This window comes from Azospirillum tabaci (assembly GCF_014596085.1).
GTDB classification, from domain to species: Bacteria; Pseudomonadota; Alphaproteobacteria; order Azospirillales; family Azospirillaceae; genus Azospirillum; species Azospirillum tabaci.
This window is the reverse complement of sequence record NZ_JACCJY010000040.1, coordinates 29479-53066: the sequence shown is the minus strand read 5'-3', so window position 1 is coordinate 53066 and position 23588 is coordinate 29479. Positions and strand designations below refer to the sequence as shown.

Below are 23588 nucleotides of genomic sequence, written 5' to 3'. Positions count from 1 at the left end.
ACCGGCGGCGCCCGCTACATCGAGACCGTCTACGGACGCGGCTACAAGTTCGAAGCCCCGCCCGAGCATGAAGAGGCCGCTTCGGCCGCTGCACCCGCGACCGCCGCCCGCCGCTTTCCGGCCATCCCCTTCGCCGCGTCCGGCCTGCACCCCGGCTGTCTCGTCGCCGCGGAGTGACGGCGTCTTAATTTCAAAGTCCCCTTCGATTCGCAGTCCTGCCCGACGCTCTGCTTCCGACATTTGAAAGACGCCACGGCCGCAGCCCTTCGGGGCACGGCGGCTGAGCCGCCCTGTGCGGTCGCCGCATTTTTATAAAATGCGCGATTACTTTTAAAAGATACCCATCTTTGAAAGACGAATGCGCCACCTTGGAAATGCTGCGGTTTTTTACTCCGGTTTAAACGAGGTCGGTCACAGTCGAATGGTCGGTTGCGCGCCCATAAAAACCAAGTGGGAAGGCCCGCGCAGCCCGGCCCCAGCGTCAGAAAGGCGCTCTGCATCTCGCGAATGGAGATACACATGGCCTCGATCATGACCAACACCTCGGCGATGACCGCGCTGCAGACGCTGCGCCGTGTGACCGACGATCTGGCGACCACCCAGGATCGCATCTCGACCGGTCTGAAGGTCAACAACGCCAAGGACAACGCCGCCTACTGGTCGATTGCGACCACCATGCGCGCCGACGTCGCCGGCTTCAAGGCGGTGAAGGAATCGCTGGAGCTGGGCTCGGGCACGACCAACACCGCGTCGGTTGCCTCCAAGAACATCGTCGAGAACCTTCAGACGCTGAAGGCCCGCGTCATCGCCGGCCAGACCAACGGCGTCGACAAGTCGCTCATCCAGAACGACATCGACCAGCTCGTCAAGCTGGTGAAGGGTGCCGCCGCCGACGCCTCCTTCAACGGCGACAACCTGCTGCGCATCACCTACTCCAACGACGGCACGGCCAAGGACCAGAACGTCGACATCCTGGCGTCGCTGAGCCGCAGCGCCGGCACGGTCGATCCGAGCTACATCAGCTTCCAGCGCCAGGACATGCAGGTCACCTCGATCGTCGGCAAGGCCACGATCGAGCAGCAGGTGGACTCCACCAACGACCTGAAGGCCAGCGTCGGCATCGCCATCGGCGCGCCGGACACCACCTTCATCGACGGCCAGAACCTGGGCCTGGGCAACCTGACCCTGAACGTCACCAACGAGGCGGGCACGAAGACCGCCGTGACGGTGGACCTGTCGGCCATCGACTACACCACGGACCTGGCGACCACCCAGGGCCTGATCGAGACCGCGGTCAACGCGGCCCTGACCACGGCCGGCGGTGACTTCCAGGTGGCCTTCAACGGCGACAAGCTGGAGTTCACCGACCAGGACCTGAACACCGACGGCAACTTCACCGCCAAGGTGGACAGCCTGTGGGTCGGCTCGAAGGAAAGCGACGCCTTCGGCGGCCTGGCCGACCTGACGCAGATCGACGTGACCTCCAACGCCACCAAGTCGCTCGAGGTCATCAACGGCCTGCTCGACAAGGCCATCGGCAAGGCCGCGGTGATCGGTTCCATCGAGAACCGCGTGTCGGTGCAGAACGACTTCGTGTCGAAGCTGACCGACTCGATGAACAAGGGCATCGGCTCCCTGGTGGACGCCGACATGAACGAGGAATCGAGCCGCCTGCAGGCCCTCCAGGTCCAGCAGCAGCTCGCCACCCAGGCGCTGTCGATCGCCAACCAGGGTCCGCAGAACATTCTCTCGCTGTTCCGCTAACCCGGTCCGGCCGGCGCCCCTCTCCCGAGGGGGCGCCGGCCTCTTTCTCCTTTCCGATCCAGCCCAAGCCCCATTCCGGCGCCCCCGTGCGCGTTGCATAAGGTGCGACCATGAGCATCGCCGCCTACCAGCAGACGATGGCCGAGTGCGAAGACCCGCGCCGCATCGAATATCTGGTCTTCCTCCGCATCACCCTGGACCTGGAGGCCAACCGCGACGCCGGCTGGCGGTCGGCGGCGCTGAAGGACGCGCTGTGGCGCAACCTGGAACTCTGGAACACGCTGCGCGCCGACCTGCTGGAGGACGGCAACGCGCTGCCCGAGGCGCTGCGCGCCGGGCTGGTCTCGCTGTCCTTCTCGGTGGCCCGGCAGACCACCCAGGTGCTGCGCGGCGAGGCCGACGCGGGCACGCTGATCGACATCAACCGGTCGGTCATGCGCGGCCTGCAGGGCGTCGCCCGGACGGAGGCCCCCGCTCCGATGGAGGCCGCCCATGGCGCTTAAGCTCCGCCTCAAGCCCTGCGAGCGCGTGGTCATCAACGGCTGCGTCGTGCAGAACGAGAACCGCCGCTACACGCTGACCGTCAGCAATTTCGCCCAGATCATCCGCGGCAGCGACATCATGCAGGAGGACGAGGCCGACACCCCGGTCCGCCGCGCCTACTTCGTGATCCAGAGCATGCTGCTGGACCCCCAGGCCGCGGAGGAGTACGGCAGCGTCGTCGCCGGCATGATGGCGAAGCTCTACACGGCCTTCATGCATCCGGAGATGCAGGACCGCATCATGCAGGCGATGCGCAACGTCAGCGATCGCGACTACTACAAGGCGCTGGCCTGCCTGCGGCCCGTGATGGCCTATGAGGACGGGCTGCTGAACGCGCAGCGCCCCCCGCGGGAGGAGCGCGCTCCCGAGACTCGCGTGGAGGCGTGACCGCCATGCCCGCACCCATCCAGGGACTGACCGGCGGCGTGTCCGGCGTCAACGGCGAGCGCGGCACCGCCAGCGCCGACCTGATCGCCGAAGCCCGCCAGCGCCAGGCCGACCGGCTGCGCGCCGCCCAGGCCGAGGCCGCCAAGGCCACCGAGGTGGTCGAGGAAGCCCGCGCGTCGGCGGAATCCGACAACCGCCGCCAGCCCGACCCCATCCCGCCCTACCGCGTCAACCTCGACCCCGGCACGGGCCGCCTGTCCACCGAGGTGCTCGACACCCACACCGGCGAGGTGATCCTGCGCATCCCGCCCTCCTACGCCGACCCGGCGGAGGATGCGGCGGAGGAGAGCGGGCGGCCAAAGGCCCCGGAGGTGAAGGCATGAGCACGCTCCAGGACTATCGCCAGATCGTCCGCAACCAGGACCGCCACGACGCGATGATCCGCTCGCGGCCCGACGTGAAGCGCAACATCGCCTATTTCGAGGCCAACATCGGCAAGATATCCAGCGCCGAGGAACTGCTGAAGGACGACAAGCTCTACCGCTTCGTCATGGTGGCCTTCGACCTGGAAAGCCAGACCTACGCGCGCGCCCTCATCCGCAAGGTGCTGGACCAGGGGGTGCAGGACCCGGAGGCGCTGGCCAACCGCATGAACGACGCCAAGTTCAAGGAGATGGCCACCGTCCTGTCCTTCAAGGAGACGGGCGGCGCCACGCTGAAGGAGCCGGCGATCGTCAAGGCCATCGTGGACCGCTACGTCGACGTGTCGCTGGAGGTGAAGGCGGAGGAGAGCAATCCCGCCGTCCGTCTGGCGCTCTACTTCGACCGCAAGGCGCCGCGCATCACCAACTGGTATCAGGTGATGGCCGACCGCGCGCTCCAGAAGGTGGTCTTCACGGCGCTCGACATCCCCGAGCAGTCGGCGCTGGGCGACCTCGACCGGCTGGTCGACAAGCTGAAGAAGCGCTTCGACATCGCTGACTTCAAGGACCCGGCCAAGCTCGGGAAGTTCCTGGACCGCTTCTCGGCCATGTACGACCTGAAGAACGGCGCGCCCGCGGGAGCCTCGACAAACCTCCCCTACATCGGGCCGATCAGCAGCCGCGGACGCTCCTCGATCATCGCCATCGACCCGTCCATCACCATGTCGCTGCTGAACTTCCCGCGCTTCTGAGCGGCGGCGTTCCGGCAGGGCGAATTCCAGGAGACTGGCTGTGCAGCCGAGCCGACAGGCCAGGCCGCCGGGTGCCTGGCCGCACGTCGTGGCCCTGCTGCCCGGTCCGGACGACCGGGACGAGGACACCGCCCGCGACTCCCTTCATATCCTGCCGATGACCATCCTGCCGCTGGAGACTCCGGGCTTGCGCCGAGCGCGGCTGATCAAGAACGTCCGGCTCCAGACGGTGGTGGAGCTGTTCAACGACGTCCACGCCGGCAGCGGGCAGGTGATGCCCAGCCAGCTGCCGCTGCATTTCGGCAACCGCTCGCCCGAGCTGGACCGCGACCTGCTGATGATCGGGCAGATCGCCCAGGCCGCCAGCTTCGACGTCTATTCCCTGCGCATCGAGCTGCGCCGCCTGAAGATCGCGGTGGACGAGCACGCCGCCCTGCGCCTGTCGCAGCGCCGGAAGGACCAGCTCACCCGCTACATGCGCGTCTTCACCCGGCCGCTGATCGAAAGCGTCTACGGCAGCGACGACGTGCAGGTGCAGAATGTCGAGGACCTGATCCGCCTGTTCGCCGAGCCCGATCTGGCGGAGGTGCGTCGCCGGCTGACCATGATGGCCGACCGGCTGGACATCGCCATGGCCGACATCCCGGCTTTCCTAGAGGAATACGGCGACATCTTCCTGTCGCTGGCCTATTTCAAGCAGTGCCTGGACGAGATCGTGCCCGACGTGCAGGCCTTCCTGGCCTGGATGGACGCGGTGCGCGGCTTCAGCGAGGTCCGCCGCGACGCCCGCCACGCCCGGATGCTCGACGAGGTGGGGCGCGACCTGACGGAGATCGCCGCCTCGATCACCGGACGGTTCGAGAGCTTCGACAACCGCTCCAAGGACTTCTGGCGCAACATCAACGCCCAGAGCTTCCGCAGCATCCGCGACCTGATCACCAACCATCACGTCACCATCGGCGGGGTGCTGTGCGGGCTGGCGGTGAAGATGGCCCTGTGGAAGGCCCGTTTCTCCAGCGGCGGCGGCCCGGTGCGCCGGCTGGAGTTCATCCGCTCCGAGATCCTGCCGGGTCTGTCCCACATCCGCTCCCTGGAACGCTCGGCGCGGAGCGGGGGGCGCTGAGGCCCCCGGCATTCCACAGATCTCCTACCGGCGCCGCGCGGCGAGCTGGAGGGCGGTGGCCGCCGCGGCGACGGCGATGCCCAGGCCGGTCACCGCGGTCCAGCCCCCGGCGTTCCAGGCCAGCGTCGCAGCGCTCGACCCCAGCGCGCCGCCCAGGAACATGCCGCCCATGAAGATGGTGTTCAGCCGGGCGCGGGCCTCGGGGCGCAGGGCGTAGACGATGTGCTGGTTCGACACGAGGGCCGCCTGGACCGCGAAGTCGAGCAGGATCACCCCGGCGACCAGACCGGCGACCGACGTCCACAGCCCGAACAGCAGCCAGGAGGCGAGCGTCAGCAGCGTGCCCAGCAGGATCACCCGGTGCGGCCCGCTGCGGTCGGCGATCCGCCCGGCCATCGGGGCCGCCAGGATGCCGACTGCGCCGACGACGCCGAACAGCCCCGCCGCGTCGGCGCCCAGGCCGAAGCGCGGCTCGGCCAGACGCAGCGCCAGGATGGTCCAGAAGGTGGTGAAGGCGGCGAACAGCAGCCCCTGGGTGACGGCGGCCAGCCGCAAGGCCGGAAACTCCCGCCACAGATCGACCAGCGAGCGCATCAGCGCCGGGTAGCGCAAGGTGGCGTTCGGGTGGCTGCGCGGCAGCATGACGGCCATCAGCGCGGCCGCAGCCAGCGCCAGCGGCACGGCCAGCCAGAACATCGCGCGCCAGCCCTCGTGCGTCCCGACGAAGCCGGCCAGCGTGCGGCTGAGCAGGATGCCGGTCAGCACCCCCGACATGACGGTTCCCACCGCCGCCCCGCGCCGTTGCGGCGAGGCGAGATGGGCGGCGAAGGGGACGATCTGCTGCGCCACCGTGGCCGAGACGCCGAGCAGCAGCGAGGCGGCGACCAGCAGGGCGGGACCCTGCGCCAGCGCTGTCGCGACCAGCGCCGCGGCCAGGAGCAGGAACTGCCCGACAATCAGCCGCCGCCGCTCCACCAGATCACCCAGCGGCACCAGCAGAAGCAGGCCGGCGGCGTAGCCCAACTGCGTGGCGGTTGGGATCATGCCGGTCAGCGGGCCGGGCAGGTCACCCTCGATCAGGCCCAGCATGGGCTGGTTGTAGTAGATGTTCGCGACGGCCAGCCCCGCGGCGGTCGCCATCGCGAAGGTCAGCCCTCGGCCGAGCCGGGTCTGCTCCGGTGCGTGGGAGGAAACTGTGTCGGCGATGCTCATAATCCACAATCCTTTCCCAAGATCCCCTCTCCCCTCTGGGGAGAGGGTTAGGGTGAGGGGGTTGCGCGTGTTGGTGTGTTCGGCAAAAGCGCATCCCCCTCACCGGCCCTGCGGGCCACCCTCTCCCCGCTTTCGGCGGACCAAAGGTCCGCCTGTCGCGTCAGCGCAAACGAAGTTTGCGCGTGAGCAGAGGGGAGAGGGTTACGGAAGTCCAAGACGATGATTTCTGAAACAGACCCTATCGCACTTTCACAATCCGCATCAGTCATGCAGAATGAATGGCCTGTATGTCGGAATGTGAAGCAATGGACCTTGCCGGACTCGCCGTTCTGGTGGAAGCCGCCCAGGCGGGCAGCTTGGCCGGGGCCGCCCGGCGGCTGGGCATCTCGCCGCTGATGGCGACCCGGCGGCTGGCCGCGCTGGAGGAGGCCATGGGCGCGCGGCTGATGCAGCGGACCACCCGCTCCCTCGCCCTGACGCCGGAGGGGGAGGCGATGCTGCCCTTCGCCCAGGCGATGCTGGAGAACGAGGCGGCGGCGCGGGCCAGTGTCCGCCCGTCCTCCGCCGGGGCGTCGGGGCTGCTGCGGCTGACCGCCTCCGCCGCCTTCGGGCGCAAGGTGGTGGTGCCGGTGGTCGCGGACTTTCTGAAGGACAACCCGCAGGTTTCGGTCGATCTGCTGCTGACCGACACGGTGGTGGACATCGTCGGGCAGGGGATTGACCTCGCCATCCGCATCGCGAGTCTGAAGGACAGCGCGCTGATCGCGCGGCGGCTGGCCGACAACCCGCGGGGGCTCTACGCCACGCCCGGCTATCTGGCGGCGCGAGGGACGCCCGCCGCCGTCGCGGATCTGGTGGAGCACGAGTGCCTGTGCCTGTCCGGCGCGACCCACTGGAGCTTCGTGGGCGACGGGCGGGAGCGGCGCATCCGGGTGCGCGGCCGCTTCACCGCCAATTCCATCGAGGGGTTGCGGGACATCTGCCTCGCCGGGCTCGGCATCGCGGTGCTGTCCGAGTGGGACGTGCGGGAGGAGGTGGCGCGCGGCACGCTGGCAGCGCTCCGCCTGTCCGACGGAGCGTTGGAGCCGCTGGCGGTCTGGGGCGTCCACCCCTCCGCGCGCTTCGTGCCGCCGAAGGTGCGGCTGTTCATGGACGCGCTGGCGAGGGCGCTGCGCTGACCGGGGTCAGAGCCGGACGGCCGGGCGGTCCGCCGGCTGGGTGGCGTGCAGCTCATAGAGCTTCGCCAGGATTTGCGGGGCGGGCTGCTCGGCCTTGGGCACCGGTGCATCCGCCGTGGCGTCGGTGCTCGGCGTCTTGCGGGCGAGCGCTTCCGCCAGCACGGCGGGGGACGGGCGATGATCCGCCGTCGGCTCCTGCGCCGGACCGGCGAGGAAGGGCAGGGGCGGGGCGTTGGGAGGCGTCTCCTTCGCCGGGGCCTTCGTCTCCTCCGCGCCGCCCTCCGCCAGCGTGACGAGGTGGCCCAGCGGATCGTCGCCGGTCACCGCCTCGAAGGCGGCCATGGCGGCGCTGCCCAGCAGGCCGATGGGGCCGCCGAACAGAAAGCCGCCGGCCAGCCGCGCCGGCAGGCCGATCTCGTCGCCGGTGGCGTGGCGGTAGACCTGCGACACCCCCGGCAGGTGTTGAAGGGGATTCACCGCGTCCAGCAGGTCGCCGAAACCCAGGCTGAGGTCCGCCTCCGGCTTGGCGGCGGCGGGCTTGGCCGGAACGGTGGTCGGGGCAAGCGCGCGGGCGGCGAGCGTGGTGGCGTTGGTCATGGGACGACTCCGGTGGGGGCGGTGAGAATGCGGTCGAGGAGGCGGAAGGAGTCGAGGGACGGCGTGGCGTCGTCCTTGCCCTGGCGCAGGAACTCCTCCAGCGCCGGGTTCAGCGCGACGGCACCGTCCACCTCCGCGTCGGTGCCCTGCTTGTAGGCGCCGATGCGCACCAGCTCCCGCATGTTGTCGTAGGTGGCGGCGAGGCTCCGCGCGCGGCGCAGCAGGGCGTTCTGCTCCGCCGTGTGGCAGCCGGGCAGCAGGCGCGACACGCTGCGCAGCACGTTGACGGCGGGGTAGCGCCCCTGCTCGGCGATGCGGCGGTCCAGCACGACGTGGCCGTCGAGGATGCCGCGCACCGCGTCGGCGATCGGCTCGTCATGGTCGTCGCCGTCGACCAGCACGGTGAAGATGCCGGTGATGTCGCCCTGGCCCTCCCGTCCCGGCCCGGCGCGCTCCATCAGCTTGGGCAGTTCGGCGAAGACGCTGGGGGGGTAGCTCTTGGCGGTCGGCGGCTCCCCGGCGGCCAGCCCGATCTCGCGCTGGGCCATGGCGAAGCGCGTCACGCTGTCGATCAGGCAGAGGACGTGCAGGCCGCGGTCGCGCAACTCCTCCGCCACGGTCAGGCAGAGATAGGCGGCCTGCCGACGCATCAGCGGCGGCTCGTCCGATGTGGCGACCACGACGACGGAGCGGGCGAGGCCGTCCGCCCCCAGATCGTCCTGGATGAACTCCTGCACCTCGCGCCCACGCTCCCCGACCAGCCCGATCACGATGGCGTCGGCTCCAGCGTGGCGGGCGAACATGGACAGCAGCGTCGATTTGCCGACGCCCGACCCGGCGAAGACACCCATGCGCTGGCCGCGGCAGATCGGCGTGAAGACGTCGATGGCGCGCACGCCGGTGTCCATCTTCGCCCCGACCCGGCGGCGCGCGTAGGCCGGCGGCGGGGCGGCGCGCAGCGGGCGGGCGTGGTGGCCGTTGCGCAAGGGGCCATGCCCGTCGATCGGTTCGCCCAGCGCGTTGACGACGCGGCCCAGCCAGCCGGGGCCGGGGCGCAGCGTGAAGGCGGTGTCGTCGGTGACGGCGGCGCATCCCTCCGCCACGCCGTCCAGATTGTCGAAGGCCATCAGCAGCGTGCGGCCCTGGCGGAAGCCGATCGTCTCGCACAGCAGCCGCTGGCCGCGCGCCGTCTCCGCCCAGCATTTGTCGCCCACCGCCAGCACGCGGCGCAGCCCCTCCACCTCCAGCGTCATGCCGGTGGCGCTGCGGATCTCGCCGCGCCAGGATCGGGTCGGCATCCGCTCGATCTCGGACAGAAGGTTGGAAAGCACGCGCATTGCCGGGACGTCTCCGCCGTGTCGGAACGGCTCGATCCTGACACGAGGATTTTAAATCCGGTTTTAAACGCCGGGAGTCATCTTGGCCCTGCCTTGCTTTCCGGCTTCGCGATAAGGCCGTTCCAATGGATTTTAGCAATATTTCGGTGTTCCGGCTGACCGGTGCGCGCCTCGATTACTTGGCGGAGCGGCAGAAGCTGATCGCTGCCAACGTCGTGAACGCGAACACGCCCGGCTATCAGCCGAAGGACCTGAAGCCCTTCGCGGCGCTGATGGACGGCCAGCAAGCGGTGGCGCCCGCGCTCACCTCGCCCATGCACCTGACCGGCTTCAACCCGTCCGGCGCGGTGCAGGAGGCGCGCAAGCCCGAGCAGTGGGAAACCACGCCGGACGGCAACGCCGTGTCGCTTGAGCAGGAGATGACCAAGGGCAGCGAGACGCGCGACGCCTTCGCCCTGACCGCCGGCCTGTTCCAGCGCAACCTGCAAATCCTGCGCGCCGCCTGGCGCGCCGGCTGACGATATCCGGAGTCCTTCCCATGCTCACCGATCCCCTGGCCGCGACGATGCGGATCGCCAGTTCGGGCCTGCAGGCGCAGGGCACCCGGCTGCGCGTGGTCGCCGAGAACATCGCCAATTCCGATTCCACCGCCATGACGGCGGGCGGCGATCCCTACCGCCGCAAGACCGTCTCCTTCGCGACCACGATGGACCACGCCGCCGGCTCGGAACTCGTGAAGGTCAAGCAAATCGGGCGCGACCGCAGCGACTTCCAGCTCGTCTACGAGCCTTCGCACCCCGCCGCCGACGAGAAGGGCTACGTCAAGCGCCCGAACGTCCAACCGCTGATCGAGATGATGGACATGCGCGAGGCCAGCCGGTCCTTCGAGGCGAGCGTCAACGTCATCGAGCAGTCGCGCAGCATGATGAGCCGCATGATCGACCTTCTGCGCGGCTGAGGAGACCCAAGAGCATGATCGAACCCATCGGCCGCGCCGCCGCCGCCTACAACCTCCACCGCGCGCCCCTGGCCCAGCCGGCGCCCGCCGCCTCGCTCGCCACCCCGCCCACCGCGGCGGCTTCCGCGGCATCGCCGTCCGCCGAGACGGCGGCCTCAGCGTCGTCGGCGGCGGAGAGCAGCTTCGGCGCCTTTCTCGACCGTCAGGTGTTGCAGGCGGTGGAGACGCTGAACGAGGGCGAGCGCATGTCCGTCGCCGCCGTCGCCGGCAAGGCCGGCACGCACGAGGTCGTGCGCTCCGTGCTCGCCGCCGAGATGACCGTGCAGACGGTGGTGTCGATCCGCGACCGCATGGTGCAGGCCTATCAGGACGTCATGCGGATGGCGATTTGAGCGCATTCGTCGGGACGTATTGCCCCCACCCCGGCCCTCCCCCGCTGAGCGGGGGAGGGAAGGGGCCCGCGAAGCGGGAAGGGTGGGGGCAACCGCTCCCCAGGAGAACCCCCATGAACGAAGCCGACGTGCTGGAAGTCCTGCGCACGGGCATCTGGACGATGCTGCTGATCGCCGCCCCGCCGCTGGTCGTTGCGGTCCTGGTCGGCGTGGCGATCTCGCTGGTCCAGGCGCTGACCCAGGTGCAGGAGATGACGCTGACCTTCGTCCCGAAGATCGTCGCCATCCTGGTCACCACCGTGCTGGCGCTGCCCTTCATGTACGGTGCGCTCACCACCTACGCCGACCGGCTGGGCAGTCTGATCGTCTCGGTGCGGTGACATGCGCCGGCTGGCCGGACTGGCGATGCTGCTCTTGGCCGGGCTCCTGGCCGGAACCGCGACCGCCGCGGACGTGAAGCCGCCGGCCGCGCAGATCGGGACATGGTCCACCGCCCTCTACGCGCCGCGTGCCCTCCCTGCTCGCAGCCTGCCGCCGGAGGCCGCCTGCATCGACGCCATCCTGGCGGCGGAGCGCGAGGCGGGGGTGACCGACCACATGCTGCTCGCCATGGGTTTCACCGAGGCCGGGCGGATGACCACGGACCGCCTGTTCACCGTCTGGCCCTGGACCGTCAACACCGAAGGCGCCTCCCACTATTTTCCGACGCGGGAGGAGGCCATCGCCTTCGTGCGCGCCGCGCAGGCGCGGGGCACGCGCTCCATCGACGTCGGCTGTCTCCAGGTCAATCTGAAATGGCACCCCGACGCCTTCCCCGACCTGGAGACAGCCTTCGACCCGCGCGCCAACGCCCGCTACGCCGCGCGCTTCCTCGGCGACCTGCACCGCGCGCAGGGATCGCTGGACGCCGCCATCGCCCGCTACCACTCCGCCCAGTCGGAGCGCGGGGCGGCCTACCGCGAACGGGTCGGCGGCAACCGGCGCTGGGTGGCCGGTGCCATGGATTACCTGAAGGCGCTGGCCGCCGGTCCCCAGGCCGCCGCATCCCAGGCCGCCCCCGGCGCGCTGCCCGCCTGGGGCAAGGCCGAGCTTGGCCGCCTGTCCTTCCTGTCCAGCCTCTACGCCAACGCGGCGGTGCGGCCGCTGCTGCCAACAGCCGAGTAGCGCAGACTTAAAAGCCGGTTTTACCGCGGGGCGCTAGCGTACCAACGGTGCCGCACCCTGGAGTTCCCGCATGGCTTTCACGGACACCCTTCGGAACCGGATGACCAGCCTCGGCGATGCCGGGCTCGCGAACCGCGACGTGCTGTTCGCGCTGGGCATCCTGCTGGTGCTGGCCGTGCTGTTCCTGCCGGTGCCGACCTGGTTCCTCGACCTCGGGCTGACGCTGTCGCTGGCGGTCAGCGTGCTGATCCTGATGGTCTCGCTGTGGATCAGCAAGCCGCTGGACTTCTCCTCCTTCCCGACCGTGCTGCTGGTCGTCACGGTGCTGCGGCTGGCGCTGAACATCGCGTCCACCCGCCTGATCCTCAGCCACGGGCACACCGGCCCGTCCGCCGCCGGCCATGTGATCGAGGGCTTCAGCCAGTTCATCATGGGCGGCAACTTCGTGATCGGCGTGGTGATCTTCGCCATCCTGATCGTCATCAACTTCGTGGTCATCACCAAGGGCGCCACCCGCATCGCGGAGGTCGGCGCGCGCTTCACGCTGGACGCCATCCCAGGCAAGCAGATGGCCATCGATGCCGACCTGTCCGCCGGCATGATCGACGACGTCGAGGCCCGCCGCCGACGCAAGGAGCTGGAGGACGAGAGCACCTTCTTCGGCGCCATGGACGGCGCGTCGAAGTTCGTGCGCGGCGACGCGGTGGCCGGGCTGGTCATCACCGCCATCAACGTGCTGGGCGGCATGGCCATCGGAATGGCGCAGCAGGGCATGTCCTTCGAATCCGCGGCGTCGGTCTACACCATCCTGACGGTGGGCGACGGTCTGGCGACGCAGATCCCGGCGCTGGTCGTCTCGCTGGCCGCCGGCCTGCTGGTGACCAAGGGCGGCAACGTCGGTTCCGCCGATCAGGCGGTGCTCGCCCAACTCGGCGGCTATCCCAAGGCGCTGATGGTGGCGGGCGGGCTGCTCTGCACGCTGGGCGTGACGCCGGGCCTGCCGGCCGCCCCCTTCGTTCTGCTGGGCGGCGGCTTCGGCGCGGCGGGCTGGTACGCGATGCGCGGCAAGATGCGTCGCGCCGCGCTGGCCCGGCTGGAGGAAAGCCGCAAGGCGCCCACCGCCCCCGCCGAGGAGGCGGTGGAGGACATGCTGAAGGTGGACGAGGTGAAGGTGGAGGTCGGCAACCACCTCGTCCCGCTGATCCTCAACAAGAACGGGCCGCTGACCGGCAAGGTGAAGACGCTGCGCAAGCGCTTCGCCAAGGAGTTCGGCTTCATCCTGCCGTCGGTGCGCATCAAGGACAGCAGCTTCCTGCCGCCCAAGGGCTACGTCGTCAGCGTCATGGGCGTCGAGGTGGCGAGCGGCGAGGTGCGGCCCAAGCAGTTGCTCGCCATCGACCCGTCCGGCGGGGCGGCCCCCGACCTGCCCGGCGAGGCGACGCGGGAGCCGACCTTCAACCTCCAGGCCCGCTGGATCGACCCGGCGCGGCACGAGGAGGCCATCGCCAAGGGCTACACGGTCGTCGACCCGGAAAGCGTCATCACCACCCACCTGACCGAGGTCATCAAGGACCACCTCTCCACCCTGCTGACCTTCGCCGCCATGCAGAAGCTGCTGGACGGGCTGGGGCGGGAGTACCAGAAGCTGATCTCCGACATGGTGCCGTCGCGCATCACGCTGGTGGTGGTGCAGCGCGTGCTCCAGGCGCTGCTGGCGGAGCGGGTGTCGATCCGCAACCTGCCGGCCATCGTCGAGGCCATCGCCGAGGCGGTGAACTGGACGCGCAACATCACGCTGGTCACCGAGCATGTGCGGGCGCGGCTGGGCCAGCAGATCTGCCAGTCGCTGACGGCGCCCGACGGCTTCGTCCCGGTCATCGTCCTGACCCCGCGCTGGGAGCAGGCGCTCCAGCAGAGTGTCATCGCGGAGGGCGAGGACCGCCGCTTCGCCATGCCGCCGACCCAGGTGCAGGAGTTCCTGACCGCGCTGCGCATCACCATCCAGAAGCACGCCACGCCGCAGGTCTGGCCGGCGTTGCTGGTCGGGGCGGAGGTGCGGCCCTTCGTGCGCTCGCTGCTGGAGCGGGTCAGCCCGATGACCCCGGTGATCAGCCACGCCGAGCTGCACCGCAAGGTGTCCGTCAAGACGATCGACCAGGTCTGAAGGAGCGGTGATGGACACGCTCGCCGACCTGCTCAGCCTGGAGGTCTACCGCGCCTTCCTGGTCTTCGCCCGCGTCGCCGCGGCGGTCAGCCTGCTGCCGGGCTTCGGCGAGCTGGCGGTGCCGCCGCGCGTCCGGCTGTGCATCGCGATCCCGGTGGCGCTGGCGCTGACCCCGACGGTGCCCGGCCTGCCCGACCGGCTGCCACCGGACGCCGCGGTGATGCTGGAGCAGATCTTCGCCGAGACGGTGGCCGGCGCCTTCCTCGGGCTGGGGGCCAAGCTGTTCCTGGCGTCGCTCCAGGTCGCCGGCAACATCGCCGCGCAGGCGATGGGGCTCAGCAACCCTTTCGGGACCGACGCGGCGGGGTTCGAGAGCGGGTCCATCCTGTCGGGCACGCTGGTCATCGCCGGGCTGGCGCTGCTGTTCGCGCTCGACCTGCATTACCTGATGATCGACGCGCTGGTGCGCTCCTACGGAAGCTGGCCGGCGGCGACGCTGCCCGATCCCGGCATGGTGGCGGGGCGCTACGCCCAGCTCGTCGGCGTCACCTTCCGGCTGGGGGTGCAGATGGCCGCACCCTTCCTGGTCTTCGGCATGATCGCCAACATGGCGCTGGCCCTGGTCAACCGGGTGATGCCCTCCATGCCCGTCTATTTCGTCGCCACCCCGGCGATGGTCGGCGGCGGGATGCTGGTCTTCCTGGTGACGGCGGGGGCCATGGTCACCGCCACGCTGGCCGCGTTGGCCGGCTGGCTCGGCGGGCGGTGAGGGGGCGGCGATGTCCGACAGCCAGGACGAGGAACAGAAAACCGAGGAGCCGACCGAGAAACGGCTGCGCGAGGCGATGGAGAAGGGCGACGTCCCCCGCGCCCGCGACGTCGGTCTGGCCGCCACGATGGCGGCGGCTTGGCTGATCGCCGCGGCCGGCGGGCCGCTCGCCGCCTCGCGCATCGCCGAGGTGCTGCTGCCGCTGATCGAGAATCCGAACGACATCCGGCTCGACGGCGGTCCCTTCGACGTGATGAACAGCCTGCGCTGGCTGATCGGCGGGGTGGCGGTGGCGATGCTGCCGGTGCTGGGCCTGCTGGTCGGCGGGGCGGTGGTGTCGGCGGTGGGGCAGGGGCCGCTGTTGGCCGCCAGCGACCGCATCCGGCCCAAGCTGTCGCACCTGTCGCCGCTCAGCGGCTGGCGCCGCATCTTCGCGCGCCACGCGCTGGTCGAATTCGTGAAGAGTCTCGTGAAACTGGCGATCATCGCCTGCGCCGTCTGGTTCGCCGTGGCGCCCTACATCGATTGGACGGAGGGGATCGTGGGCATGGACGTTGCGGCGCTTCCCGACCTGCTGCGGGACCTGACCCTGCGGCTGCTGCTGGCCGTCCTCCTGGCGACGGTGGTGATGGCCGCGGTGGACGTGCTGTGGAACCGGCTGGAATGGCGGCGCCGCCTGCGCATGACCTTCCAGGAGTTGAAGGACGAGTTCAAGCAGACCGAGGGCGACCCTCATCTGAAGGCGAAGCTGCGCGAGATCCGGCGCGACCGCTCGAAGCGCCGCATGATGGCGAACGTGCCGCGCGCCACGGTGGTCATCGCCAATCCGACCCACTTCGCGGTGGCTCTGGAGTACGACCGCGCGAAGATGCCGGCGCCGGTCTGCCTCGCCAAGGGGGCCGACCTCGTGGCGCTGCGCATCCGCGCGGTGGCCGAGGAGAACGGCGTGCCGGTGATCGAGAACCCGCCGCTGGCCCGCGCCCTCTACGCCGCGTCGGAGGTCGATGCGGTGATCCCGCTCCAGCATTACCAGGCGGTGGCGGAGGTGATGATGTATGTGCTGCGCCTGAAGAACGGAGGGACCGCGCAACCGGCGCAACGGGCGTGATCGGGCGGGAGCCGGATGGTTTGGAATTTCGCTTAATGTCTTCTCAACGGGTTTGGCGGTAGACGAAGGAACTCACCACCTTCCGCGGCGCATCACGGCAATGAGTGACAGCGACGACCTGTTCGAGATGTACCGCTCCGACCGCGCCGCCTCCGGCGCGCCGAAGGGGGAGGCGCTGGCCAGCGCGCTGGCCGACAACGTGCGGCGCAGCTTCGCCGAGATGGACCGGCTGATCGCGGAGGTGACCCAGGCGCTGGCGCAGGCCCGCTACGCGTTGCGCCTCGCCCCCGCGGTGGTGGACCGCAGCGCCTACGTCCAGCACGACCGCTCGTCCGAGAGCTTCCGCGATTACCTGCGCCTGTGGAGCCACCGCCGCGCCGAGGCGGGCAGCGGCGGCATGCATTGGGAAGCGAAGATCCTGGTCACCGACAGCCGCCGCCGCACGGCGGAGATCGGGCTGGGCGTGGCCGTCGAATGGCCGACCGCGGATCGCGCGGCCGATTGCGCCTTCGTGGAGTTCTGGACGACCGGCCAGGGCGTCAACCTGCCCTCTGAGGGCCGCAACTTCCAGCGCGCCCTGGTCGCCTGCCTGCGGCGGCTGGAGGAAGCGGGGGAGATCACCCCCGCCGTGAGGCGCAGAAGGTCCTGAAGCGCCGACCAGGGGGACCCCCCCCCCCCCTCCGGGGAGAGGGCTAGGGTGAGGGGGTTGCGCGTGGCGCAACGTCCGGCAAAAGCCCAACCCCCTCACCGGCCCTTCGGGCCACCCTCTCCCCGGAGGGGAGAGGGTTATGACGGTCGAATATGAAGACCGTTCGTCACGAACGGACCAGCGCCTCGACCTCCTTGATCGCTGCGTCGGCGGGAATGCGCTCCATCTCGCGGCCGCCGAAGGCGGAGGCCGTCAGCACGGCTCCGCGCGTCACCTTGGGGCGCAGCTTCTCCGCGGTGGTCGGGCCGTAGAGGGTCAGCAGCGGCACGTCGGCAAGGCCGAACAGGTGGCTGGTCCCGCTGTCGTTGGCGACCGCCGCGGCGCAGCGCCGGGTCAGCGCGATGGTGCGGATCGGGGAATAACGCGGCTCCGCCAGCTCGGCGTCCTGGAGCGGGAACAGCGCCTGGGGCACGGCGGCGCGCAGCTCAGGCAGCCAATCCAGCTCCGCCGGGCCGAGGATGAAGACCGGCACCCGTCCGTCGGCGACCTGGGCGTGGGCCAGTTCCACGAAGCGGGCCAGCGGCCAGCATTTCACCCGCTTGCCTGCCCCCGGGGCGATGGCGACGTAGCCCGGCCCGTCGGGCAGCACGGCGCGCGCCTCGGCCTCGGCCTCGGCCGGGATCGGGACGGCCATGTCCAGCGGGGGACGCCGCCCGCCGGCCACCTCCAGCAGGTCGAAGAGGCGGTCCAGCACGTGCCGCGGCTCCTTGTAGCCGGGCGGCGGGCGGCGGTCCGACAGGCGGTAGCCGGCGCAGGCCGAGACGAACAGGTCGTGCTTCAGCCGCCGCGCCAGCAGCGTCCGCCAGGGCAGCGCCTGGGTGTCCAGCACCAGGGAGAAGCGGTCGCGGATGGGCATCGGCTTCAGCAGGCCGAGCGGGCTGCTCCCAATTCCGGTGTCGGCGCGGAACTCGTCGATCAGCCCGTCCATCATCGGGCGCAGCGTGGTCGCCAGATGGGTGCCTTCGGTGGTGATCCAGGTGATCCGGTGGTCCGGGAACAGCCCCCGCAGGGCGCGCACGAAGGGAATCTTGATGAGCGCGTCGCCGATCAGCTCGCCATGGGTGAAGACGGCGAGCGACGGGGGAGCGGCGCGGTCGGTTGCGGGCATGCGGAAGCCTCGGGAGGATGCGGCCAAGCGGACGGCGGACTATAGCGGCCCGCATCCGGCGGCGGAACCCTTGGCAAGGCCAGCGCCCTTCAATTCCCTCTCCCGCCCCGGGAGAGGGAACTCCACTTTGGCTGGGCCTACAGCTCCGCGTTCAGGCCCGACGCCGACAGCTCGACCGGGCGCACCGCATGGCCCGAGGGGGCGTAGAGGCCGTCGCTGGCCGCCTTCTCCAGGGCCACCAGCAGGCTGCGGTTGATCGACAGCACGGCCTTGCGCATGGCGACCAGCCCGGCCGCGTTGTCGTTGATGGCGCGGTCCAGCCGCTCCACCCGCTCCAGGATCATCGCGCGCAGATCGTCGTTCAGCCGCAGCGTGCCCGACTGCGCCTGGGTCATGATGCCGCCCAGACGGTCGGCCATCGCCTGCTTGCGCCGGGCATAGACCTCCAGCCCCTCCAGATCGCCGGCGGCGAGCGCCGCCGTCTCCTCGTCCAGCAGGACGCTCAGTTCCGCCACGGTGTCGAGGAATTCCGTCATGACGACGGCGGTCGGCCCGTCGGCCAGCGCGGGGATCTCGGGCTCCGGGGCGGCGACGGGGGCGGCGTCCGCCTCCGGCTTGGCATCGGGGGCGAATTCACGGATCAGGTCCTTGAAACGGCGGCTCATCCCTTGGTTCCTTCGCTCGTCTGGCCGTAGAGGCGGGCCACGTCGGCCTCGACCATGCGGCCGATTCCCAGCGTGCCGGCCTCCGCGATGGCCTTGCCATATTCCTGGAGCATGAAGCTGCGCCACGTCCGCTCGCCCTGGCCGCCGCCGAAGGCGCTGCCGGTATCCACGCCGGCGAACATGGATTCCAGCATCTGCCCGACCATCAGCGCCTCGAACTCCTGCCCGGCCTTCTCGGCGGCGCGGTTCGGAGCGGCGGGCTTCGCGGTGGGGGCGGTTGTGGAAAGGGGGGAGATGTCCATCGCGCTCTCGTCCGGCCGGAGTTGTCAGATGATTTCCAGGTCGGCGTGCAGGGCGCCCGCCGCCTTGATCGCCTGGAGGATGGCGACCATGTCGCGCGGTCCGACGCCCAGCGCGTTCAGCCCGTTGACGAGCTGCTGCAGGCTGACGTTGCCGCCGATGGTCACGAACTGGCGCCCGTTGCCCTCCTGCACCTGCACGTCGGTGCGCGGCACCACCACCGTCTGACCGTCGGAGAAGGGCTGCGGCTGCGACACCTGGGGCGTCTCCACCACGCGGACGGTCAGGTTGCCCTGGGTGATGGCGACGCGGCTGATGCGCACGTCGTCGCCGATGACCACAGTGCCGCTGCGCTCGTCCACCACCACCCGCGCGATGCCGTCCGGGCGCACGGTGAGCTGTTCGATGTCGCCGATCAGCCGGGCGACCGCGCCGGTGTAGCGGGGCGGGATGCGGACGTCGACGGTGGTCGCGTCGAGCACATGGACGGCGCTGCTGCCCAGCCGCACCGCCACCGCGTCGGCGATTCGGTTGGCGGTGGTGAAATCGGGGTTGCGCAGCGCCATGCGGACGCCGGTCACCTCGTCCAGCGCGAATTTCAGCTCGCGCTCCACGATGGCGCCGTTGGCGATGCGGGCGCTGGTCGGCACGCCCTTGGTCACGTTGGCGGCCACCCCGCCGGCCGAGAAGCCACTGACCGACAGCGACCCCTGGGCCACGGCGTAGGCCTGCCCGTCGGCGCCCAGCAGCGGCGTGACCAGCAGCGTGCCGCCGAGCAGGCTGGTGGCGTCGCCCAGAGCCGACACGGTGATGTCGATGGTCGTGCCCTGGCGGGCGAAGGGCGGCAGCGAGGCCGTGACCATCACCGCCGCGGCGTTGCGGGTGCGCAGTACCTCGTCGCGGGTGTTGATGCCCAGCCGCTCCAGCATGCCCTTCAGGCTCTGCTCGGTGAAGGGCGTGTTGATCAGCCGGTCGCCCGAGCCGTTCAGGCCGACCACGAGGCCGTACCCGATGAGCTGGTTGCGGCGCACCCCGTCGAAGGTGACGAGATCCTTCACCCGAGTCTGGGCCAGCCCATCGCCCGCCATGGCGGCGGCGCCCAGCAGGCAGGCCGCGGCCAGCGCTGCCACGCGGAGGGCTCGGCGGATCGGACCATGCTTCATCAAACCGTCTTTCATCATCCCGCGGGGAGGCCGTGCCGTCCTACAGGTAATTGGCGAGGCTCATCCGGGCGATGCGGGCGGTGGCCGCCGCGGTCGCCTCGATCTGCACCTCGAGCTGGTTCATGCGCAGGCTGGCCTCCGCCGGATCGACGCTTTCCATCGCGTCGAGCTGGTCGTTGAGGATGCGGAGCTGCGTGGTGTTCATCGCCGCGATGTCGTCGAGCTGCGCGCGGTGGATGCCCAACTGCGCGGTGGCGTCGCGCACTCCCTCGATGCCGCCCGACACCTTGGCGACCGCCGCCTCCATGTAGGGCTTGTAGGCGTCCAGCGGCAGTTGGCTGGTGTCGACGCTGGCCAGCATGTAGAGGCCCTGGAGCAGGTCCCGCATGGCCGGGTCGTTGCCCTGGATGCCGTAGGGGATTTCGGTCGTGCGGTCGAGGCGGGCGCTGAGGCGCGGCGCGGTCGCGGGCGCCCCCAGATAGAACCCGCCCTCGAAGCCGAGCGGCGCGGCCGAGGGTGCTGCGAACAGGTCGTCCAGGGCCGCCACGGCGGCGGCAGTCTCGGCCGGGGTCTGCGGCGACGCGGTGCCTCCCGTGGCCGCGGCGATGGTGTCCTGCACGATCTGGATGGGCGAGGGCAGGCCGGAATCGTCCCCCTGCACGGCGCGCATGGGGGCGGCCTTCACCTCCACTCCGCCGAACAGGTAGCCGTTGCCGGAGGAGGCGTTGAGCATGCCCACCACCTGCTCCAGCATGGCGCGCGCCCGCACCTGGAGCGAGCTGCCGGTGGGCGAGGGCTGGCCCAGCCCGACCGAGGCGGCGGCCAGAACGTCCTGCCCGGCGGACAGGATGTTGGTCAGCGCGCTGTCCATGGTGCCCAGCCGGCCTTGCAGCAGGGCGGTGGACTTCAGGGTCTGCTCGGTCTCGTCATACAGGTTGCGCAGCGCGATGGCCTGACCGGTGCGCGCACCCAGCGCCTTGGCGACGTCGAAATGCTTGCCGCTGGCGATCTCGTCGTTGTTGCGCAGCCGTTCGAGCTGAAGCTCGGTGTTGGCGGTCTGCAGGCGCTTGGAAAGGCCGAGGGTGGAGACGGCGTTGTAGAGCATGGCGTCAGTTCCGGATCTGGAGCAGCGTGTCGAGCATCCGCCCGGCGGCCTGGAGCACCTGGGCGCTGGCGCCGTAGCTCTGCTCGATCAGCAGCAGCTTCTGCATTTCGTCGTCGACGTTCACGCCGTCGCGGTTGAGACGCGCCGATTGCAGCGCGTCGGCGCTGATCTTGCGGGTCTTCATCTCGGACTCGGCGGTGGTGCGGTAGCCCTGCTGGGTGGAGACCAGGCCGGTGGCGTAGTCGCCCAGCGTGGCCGAGGAGGGCAGGTCCGGGTCGCCGAAGCTGCGGGCGGTGGCGAAGGCGTTCAGGAAGCGGTCGATCTGCGTGGTGTCGCCGGACGGCAGCGGCGCGCCCGCCTGGACGCCGCTCTGCACCATCCAGGGATTGCTCCGCACGCTGCCGTTGACGGCGATGCGCGAGGCCAGACCGTCCGTCGTGCCGTAGGCGGCGCCAGCGTCGGTGAACAGGCCGGGCTGGGTGGGGTCGGCCTCCGCCGCCTGGAACTGCTGCACGATGCCCGCCGCCAGCTCGTCGAGCTGGGCGAGTGCCCGCGGCATGTCCTGGTGGGCGGTCTGGACATAGCCCATGATGCGCCCGCTCTGGATGTCCTGGTCCGGGTTGTCGGAAATGATTTTGCCGCCGGCCACCAGATCGCCGCCGACGAGCTGGAGCGGCTGGGCGCCCGCCGGCAGTTCGCGGTCGAGCAGCGTCTGGCCGTTGCGGGTCATCACCACGACCTCCCCGCTCTCGCGGGTGTGGGTGCGGATGCCGATCTCGTTCGACACCTGATCGAGCAGCCGGTCGCGCTCGTCCATCAGGTCGCCGGTTTCGGCGCCCTTGGCCTTCTGGGTGGCGATGGCGCTGTTCAGCTCCCCGATGCGGACCAGCGAGCGGTTGACCTCGTCGACCGAGGACTGGAGCCGCGCCTTGGCGTCGTTCTGCACGGTGATGGCCGCGGTGGCGGTGTCGTGCAGGCGGCGCACCAGCGATTCCGCGGAATCCACCACGGCGGTGCGCGCCGCCTCGTTGTCCGCCTGGTTGCGGAGCTGGCTGAAGGACTGCTGGAGCTTCGCCAGGGCGGTGGAGACGGACCGCTCGTCCTGCGGCTGGCCCAGCGCCGTGGCGTAGTCGGCCAGCGCCGAGGCGCGGGTTTCCTGGGCGTTGTAGCGGCTCTGCTCGAACCGGGCGTCGCGGATCAGGAACTCGTCCACGCTGCGCAGCACGCCGTCGACGCGCACGCCCTGGCCGCGCCCGCCGCTGATCGCGGTGGAGACGGCCAGATCCTTGCGGACGAAGCCCGCGGTGGTGGCGTTGGTGAGGTTGTGCGAGACCAGCGCGGCTTGCTGCTGGGTCGCGCGCAGCCCGGACAGGGCGGCGCTGAGGGCCAGTTGGAGGCTCATGGCGGGCTATCCCCTTTCCCGTCCGTCAGCGCTTCAGACGGGTGGTCTCGTCCACCATCTCGTCGGCGGTGCGCACCAGCGTGGCGTTGGAGGAATAGGCGCGCTGCGTCTCGATCAGCGACACCAGCTCCTCCGCGATGTCGACGTTTGACTGCTCCAGCGCGTAGCCGGCGACCGAGCCGGCGGTGCCGCTGTTGCCGTTGCTCAGCGTCATCGTGCCGCTGTCGATGCCCAGCGTGTAAGTGTTGCCGTCCTGCGGGACCAGCCCGCCGGGGTTGACCACGTCGGCGACCGGCACCTGATAGAGCGGCTGGCGGGCGCCGTTGTCGTAGACCGCCCACAGCGTGCCCGCCTTGTCGACGTCCACCGTGCTGACGCGCCCGGCGCGGGCGCCGTCGCCCATGAACTGCGGCACGTAATCGCCGTTGAGCTGCGTCAGGTTGCCGACCGTGACGTTGACGGTGTCGGGCGTCGGGTTGGCCGGCGAGGTCAGCGTGATCTGCGGCAGGGCGCCCGCCGGCAGGCCAGCGTTGGCGCCCGTGGTGTCGAAGGTGACGGTGTTGGTGGACAGCGTCGCGGTGTAGCCGGCGGGCGGCGTGACCGACAGCGTCCATTCGTTCGGGTTGGCCGTCTTCGTCCAGGTCATCGTGACGTCGAGCGGGTTGCCGAGCCCGTCATAGAGCGAGGTGGAGGTGTCGAAGCTGGTGCCGTTCGTGGCCTGCGCCGGCAGGTTGCCGGCGAAGCTCATCTGCGACGTCTTGCTGCCGCCATAGGCCAGCCCGGCGATGGAGACGGCGCTCAGCCCGTCGAAGCTGCTGCGGTTCACCGCGGGCAGGCTGCCGTCCGGACCCAGCTTCCAGGCCTGGAGATACTGGCCGGCGCTGTTGCGCAGGAAGCCTTGGTCGTCGGGCAGGAAGCTGCCGGCGCGGGTCAGCGCGTAGCCGGGCGAGGTTCCGGTGTTGCCCGCGTTGTCGGCGACGACGAAGAAGCCGCGCCCCTCGATGGCCATGTCGGTGGCGGACTGGGTGCCCTGGATGGTCCCGTCCTTCAACACCTGATAATGCACGTTGGAGCGCACGCCGCCCGCGGCGTAGTTGCTCGTCGCACCGGAGGAAGTCATCAGCGTCGAGAAGTCGACCGCGGCGCGCTTGTAGCCGATGGTGGCGGAGTTGCTGATGTTGTCCGAAATGGCGGCCATCCGCGAGCTTTGCGCGGACATGCCGCTCACACCGGACCGCATGGCGCTGAACAGGCTCATCGGGAGAT

26 protein-coding genes are annotated in these 23588 nt (G+C 70.1%); 16 read left to right on the top strand and 10 right to left on the bottom strand.

Annotation, left to right across the window (positions count from 1 at the left end):
* The first annotated feature begins 519 nt into the window (after window positions 1-519).
* The 6 genes from H0B54_RS30335 to H0B54_RS26460 all read left to right on the top strand — a co-directional run bounded on the left by H0B54_RS30335 (window position 520) and on the right by H0B54_RS26460 (window position 4991).
* Window positions 520-1764 carry a flagellin N-terminal helical domain-containing protein gene (locus H0B54_RS30335; RefSeq protein WP_094306592.1) on the top strand — a complete coding sequence of 415 codons (1245 nt, stop codon included), beginning with the start codon at window positions 520-522 and terminating at the stop codon, window positions 1762-1764.
* Window positions 1765-1874: 110 nt separating this feature from the next.
* The gene (gene flaF, locus H0B54_RS26480) at window positions 1875-2267 is read left to right on the top strand and encodes a flagellar biosynthesis regulator FlaF (RefSeq protein ID WP_119510515.1); all 393 of its coding nucleotides are present in this window, start codon (window positions 1875-1877) and stop codon (window positions 2265-2267) included.
* Window positions 2257-2694, top strand: coding sequence for a flagellar biosynthesis repressor FlbT (locus H0B54_RS26475; protein WP_188262808.1), 438 nt, complete (start codon window positions 2257-2259; stop codon window positions 2692-2694). Before flaF ends, H0B54_RS26475 begins: the two co-directional genes overlap by 11 nt.
* A 5-nt stretch (window positions 2695-2699) precedes the next feature.
* Complete coding sequence (locus tag H0B54_RS26470) at window positions 2700-3077, top strand: FlaG family protein (protein WP_188262807.1); 378 nt, start codon at window positions 2700-2702, stop codon at window positions 3075-3077.
* Window positions 3074-3868, top strand: a complete 795-nt coding sequence (locus tag H0B54_RS26465; protein ID WP_188262806.1) for a DUF1217 domain-containing protein — start codon at window positions 3074-3076, stop codon at window positions 3866-3868. Before H0B54_RS26470 ends, H0B54_RS26465 begins: the two co-directional genes overlap by 4 nt.
* An 88-nt stretch (window positions 3869-3956) precedes the next feature.
* Window positions 3957-4991, top strand: coding sequence for a hypothetical protein (locus tag H0B54_RS26460; RefSeq protein WP_014199647.1), 1035 nt, complete (start codon window positions 3957-3959; stop codon window positions 4989-4991).
* A gap of 24 nt (window positions 4992-5015) precedes the next feature.
* Here H0B54_RS26460 and H0B54_RS26455 read toward each other — a convergent pair whose 3' ends face one another.
* Window positions 5016-6203: an MFS transporter gene (locus H0B54_RS26455; RefSeq protein ID WP_188262805.1), complete on the bottom strand. Its 1188-nt coding sequence runs from the start codon at window positions 6201-6203 to the stop codon at window positions 5016-5018.
* 305 nt (window positions 6204-6508) lie between these two features.
* Between H0B54_RS26455 and H0B54_RS26450 the strand changes: the two genes are divergently transcribed.
* Entirely contained in the window at window positions 6509-7381 is an 873-nt protein-coding gene (locus H0B54_RS26450; RefSeq protein WP_188262804.1) for a LysR family transcriptional regulator, read from the top strand.
* A 6-nt stretch (window positions 7382-7387) separates the two neighbouring features.
* Here the strand turns inward: H0B54_RS26450 and H0B54_RS26445 are convergent, their stop codons facing one another.
* Complete coding sequence (locus H0B54_RS26445) at window positions 7388-7978, bottom strand: hypothetical protein (protein ID WP_188262803.1); 591 nt, start codon at window positions 7976-7978, stop codon at window positions 7388-7390.
* A complete protein-coding gene (gene fliI, locus H0B54_RS26440; RefSeq protein ID WP_188262802.1) occupies window positions 7975-9315 on the bottom strand; it encodes a flagellar protein export ATPase FliI in 1341 nt (446 codons plus the stop codon). Before fliI ends, H0B54_RS26445 begins: the two co-directional genes overlap by 4 nt.
* A gap of 125 nt (window positions 9316-9440) precedes the next feature.
* Between fliI and H0B54_RS26435 the strand changes: the two genes are divergently transcribed.
* From H0B54_RS26435 to H0B54_RS26395, 9 genes are all read left to right on the top strand, one after another.
* A complete protein-coding gene (locus tag H0B54_RS26435) occupies window positions 9441-9833 on the top strand; it encodes a flagellar basal body protein (protein ID WP_211109570.1) in 393 nt (130 codons plus the stop codon).
* Between the two features lie 20 nt (window positions 9834-9853).
* On the top strand, window positions 9854-10273 hold the full coding sequence (flgC, locus tag H0B54_RS26430; protein ID WP_188262801.1) for a flagellar basal body rod protein FlgC: 420 nt from the start codon (window positions 9854-9856) through the stop codon (window positions 10271-10273).
* Window positions 10274-10287: 14 nt separating this feature from the next.
* Complete coding sequence (gene fliE, locus H0B54_RS26425) at window positions 10288-10665, top strand: flagellar hook-basal body complex protein FliE (RefSeq protein ID WP_188262800.1); 378 nt, start codon at window positions 10288-10290, stop codon at window positions 10663-10665.
* A gap of 113 nt (window positions 10666-10778) precedes the next feature.
* Complete coding sequence (fliQ, locus tag H0B54_RS26420; RefSeq protein WP_035682228.1) at window positions 10779-11045, top strand: flagellar biosynthesis protein FliQ; 267 nt, start codon at window positions 10779-10781, stop codon at window positions 11043-11045.
* Window position 11046: 1 nt separating this feature from the next.
* Window positions 11047-11829 carry a lysozyme family protein gene (locus H0B54_RS26415; RefSeq protein WP_188262799.1) on the top strand — a complete coding sequence of 261 codons (783 nt, stop codon included), beginning with the start codon at window positions 11047-11049 and terminating at the stop codon, window positions 11827-11829.
* A gap of 70 nt (window positions 11830-11899) precedes the next feature.
* Complete coding sequence (gene flhA, locus H0B54_RS26410) at window positions 11900-13993, top strand: flagellar biosynthesis protein FlhA (RefSeq protein ID WP_137143055.1); 2094 nt, start codon at window positions 11900-11902, stop codon at window positions 13991-13993.
* Window positions 13994-14003: 10 nt separating this feature from the next.
* Window positions 14004-14762: a flagellar biosynthetic protein FliR gene (locus H0B54_RS26405; RefSeq protein WP_094306581.1), complete on the top strand. Its 759-nt coding sequence runs from the start codon at window positions 14004-14006 to the stop codon at window positions 14760-14762.
* 10 nt (window positions 14763-14772) lie between these two features.
* Window positions 14773-15870, top strand: a complete 1098-nt coding sequence (gene flhB, locus H0B54_RS26400) for a flagellar biosynthesis protein FlhB (protein WP_188262798.1) — start codon at window positions 14773-14775, stop codon at window positions 15868-15870.
* 100 nt (window positions 15871-15970) lie between these two features.
* Window positions 15971-16519 carry a hypothetical protein gene (locus tag H0B54_RS26395; protein ID WP_188262797.1) on the top strand — a complete coding sequence of 183 codons (549 nt, stop codon included), beginning with the start codon at window positions 15971-15973 and terminating at the stop codon, window positions 16517-16519.
* A 166-nt stretch (window positions 16520-16685) separates the two neighbouring features.
* On the opposite strand, the gene H0B54_RS26390 is transcribed toward H0B54_RS26395, so the two are convergent.
* The 7 genes from H0B54_RS26390 to H0B54_RS26360 all read right to left on the bottom strand — a co-directional run bounded on the left by H0B54_RS26390 (window position 16686) and on the right by H0B54_RS26360 (window position 23580).
* On the bottom strand, window positions 16686-17687 hold the full coding sequence (locus H0B54_RS26390; protein ID WP_188262796.1) for a glycosyltransferase family 9 protein: 1002 nt from the start codon (window positions 17685-17687) through the stop codon (window positions 16686-16688).
* A gap of 137 nt (window positions 17688-17824) precedes the next feature.
* Entirely contained in the window at window positions 17825-18352 is a 528-nt protein-coding gene (locus tag H0B54_RS26385) for a flagellar protein FlgN (protein ID WP_137143051.1), read from the bottom strand.
* Window positions 18349-18654, bottom strand: coding sequence for a rod-binding protein (locus H0B54_RS26380; protein WP_188262795.1), 306 nt, complete (start codon window positions 18652-18654; stop codon window positions 18349-18351). Before H0B54_RS26380 ends, H0B54_RS26385 begins: the two co-directional genes overlap by 4 nt.
* 24 nt (window positions 18655-18678) lie before the next feature.
* A complete protein-coding gene (locus H0B54_RS26375; protein WP_188262794.1) occupies window positions 18679-19815 on the bottom strand; it encodes a flagellar basal body P-ring protein FlgI in 1137 nt (378 codons plus the stop codon).
* A gap of 40 nt (window positions 19816-19855) precedes the next feature.
* Window positions 19856-20920 carry a flagellin gene (locus H0B54_RS26370; protein ID WP_188262793.1) on the bottom strand — a complete coding sequence of 355 codons (1065 nt, stop codon included), beginning with the start codon at window positions 20918-20920 and terminating at the stop codon, window positions 19856-19858.
* A gap of 4 nt (window positions 20921-20924) precedes the next feature.
* A complete protein-coding gene (gene flgK / locus H0B54_RS26365; protein WP_188262792.1) occupies window positions 20925-22322 on the bottom strand; it encodes a flagellar hook-associated protein FlgK in 1398 nt (465 codons plus the stop codon).
* A gap of 25 nt (window positions 22323-22347) precedes the next feature.
* On the bottom strand, window positions 22348-23580 hold the full coding sequence (locus H0B54_RS26360; protein WP_094306572.1) for a flagellar hook protein FlgE: 1233 nt from the start codon (window positions 23578-23580) through the stop codon (window positions 22348-22350).
* Window positions 23581-23588 lie beyond the last annotated feature (8 nt).

Bases quoted from the DNA above. Each gene is read 5' to 3' on its own strand.
- fliI (WP_188262802.1), bottom strand. From the start codon at position 9,315: ATGCGCGTGCTTTCCAACCTTCTGTCCGAGATCGAGCGGATGCCGACC.
- H0B54_RS26360 (WP_094306572.1), bottom strand. From the start codon at position 23,580: ATGAGCCTGTTCAGCGCCATGCGGTCCGGTGTGAGCGGCATGTCCGCG.
- H0B54_RS26380 (WP_188262795.1), bottom strand. From the start codon at position 18,654: ATGGACATCTCCCCCCTTTCCACAACCGCCCCCACCGCGAAGCCCGCC.
- H0B54_RS26405 (WP_094306581.1), top strand. From the start codon at position 14,004: ATGGACACGCTCGCCGACCTGCTCAGCCTGGAGGTCTACCGCGCCTTC.
- H0B54_RS26395 (WP_188262797.1), top strand. From the start codon at position 15,971: ATGAGTGACAGCGACGACCTGTTCGAGATGTACCGCTCCGACCGCGCC.
- H0B54_RS26390 (WP_188262796.1), bottom strand. From the start codon at position 17,687: ATGCCCGCAACCGACCGCGCCGCTCCCCCGTCGCTCGCCGTCTTCACC.
- H0B54_RS26475 (WP_188262808.1), top strand. From the start codon at position 2,257: ATGGCGCTTAAGCTCCGCCTCAAGCCCTGCGAGCGCGTGGTCATCAAC.
- H0B54_RS26465 (WP_188262806.1), top strand. From the start codon at position 3,074: ATGAGCACGCTCCAGGACTATCGCCAGATCGTCCGCAACCAGGACCGC.
- flgK (WP_188262792.1), bottom strand. From the start codon at position 22,322: ATGAGCCTCCAACTGGCCCTCAGCGCCGCCCTGTCCGGGCTGCGCGCG.
- H0B54_RS26470 (WP_188262807.1), top strand. From the start codon at position 2,700: ATGCCCGCACCCATCCAGGGACTGACCGGCGGCGTGTCCGGCGTCAAC.
- H0B54_RS26375 (WP_188262794.1), bottom strand. From the start codon at position 19,815: ATGAAGCATGGTCCGATCCGCCGAGCCCTCCGCGTGGCAGCGCTGGCC.
- H0B54_RS26385 (WP_137143051.1), bottom strand. From the start codon at position 18,352: ATGAGCCGCCGTTTCAAGGACCTGATCCGTGAATTCGCCCCCGATGCC.
- fliQ (WP_035682228.1), top strand. From the start codon at position 10,779: ATGAACGAAGCCGACGTGCTGGAAGTCCTGCGCACGGGCATCTGGACG.
- H0B54_RS26455 (WP_188262805.1), bottom strand. From the start codon at position 6,203: ATGAGCATCGCCGACACAGTTTCCTCCCACGCACCGGAGCAGACCCGG.
- flaF (WP_119510515.1), top strand. From the start codon at position 1,875: ATGAGCATCGCCGCCTACCAGCAGACGATGGCCGAGTGCGAAGACCCG.
- flhA (WP_137143055.1), top strand. From the start codon at position 11,900: ATGGCTTTCACGGACACCCTTCGGAACCGGATGACCAGCCTCGGCGAT.
- flgC (WP_188262801.1), top strand. From the start codon at position 9,854: ATGCTCACCGATCCCCTGGCCGCGACGATGCGGATCGCCAGTTCGGGC.
- H0B54_RS26450 (WP_188262804.1), top strand. From the start codon at position 6,509: ATGGACCTTGCCGGACTCGCCGTTCTGGTGGAAGCCGCCCAGGCGGGC.
- fliE (WP_188262800.1), top strand. From the start codon at position 10,288: ATGATCGAACCCATCGGCCGCGCCGCCGCCGCCTACAACCTCCACCGC.
- H0B54_RS30335 (WP_094306592.1), top strand. From the start codon at position 520: ATGGCCTCGATCATGACCAACACCTCGGCGATGACCGCGCTGCAGACG.
- flhB (WP_188262798.1), top strand. From the start codon at position 14,773: ATGTCCGACAGCCAGGACGAGGAACAGAAAACCGAGGAGCCGACCGAG.
- H0B54_RS26370 (WP_188262793.1), bottom strand. From the start codon at position 20,920: ATGCTCTACAACGCCGTCTCCACCCTCGGCCTTTCCAAGCGCCTGCAG.
- H0B54_RS26445 (WP_188262803.1), bottom strand. From the start codon at position 7,978: ATGACCAACGCCACCACGCTCGCCGCCCGCGCGCTTGCCCCGACCACC.
- H0B54_RS26435 (WP_211109570.1), top strand. From the start codon at position 9,441: ATGGATTTTAGCAATATTTCGGTGTTCCGGCTGACCGGTGCGCGCCTC.
- H0B54_RS26415 (WP_188262799.1), top strand. From the start codon at position 11,047: ATGCGCCGGCTGGCCGGACTGGCGATGCTGCTCTTGGCCGGGCTCCTG.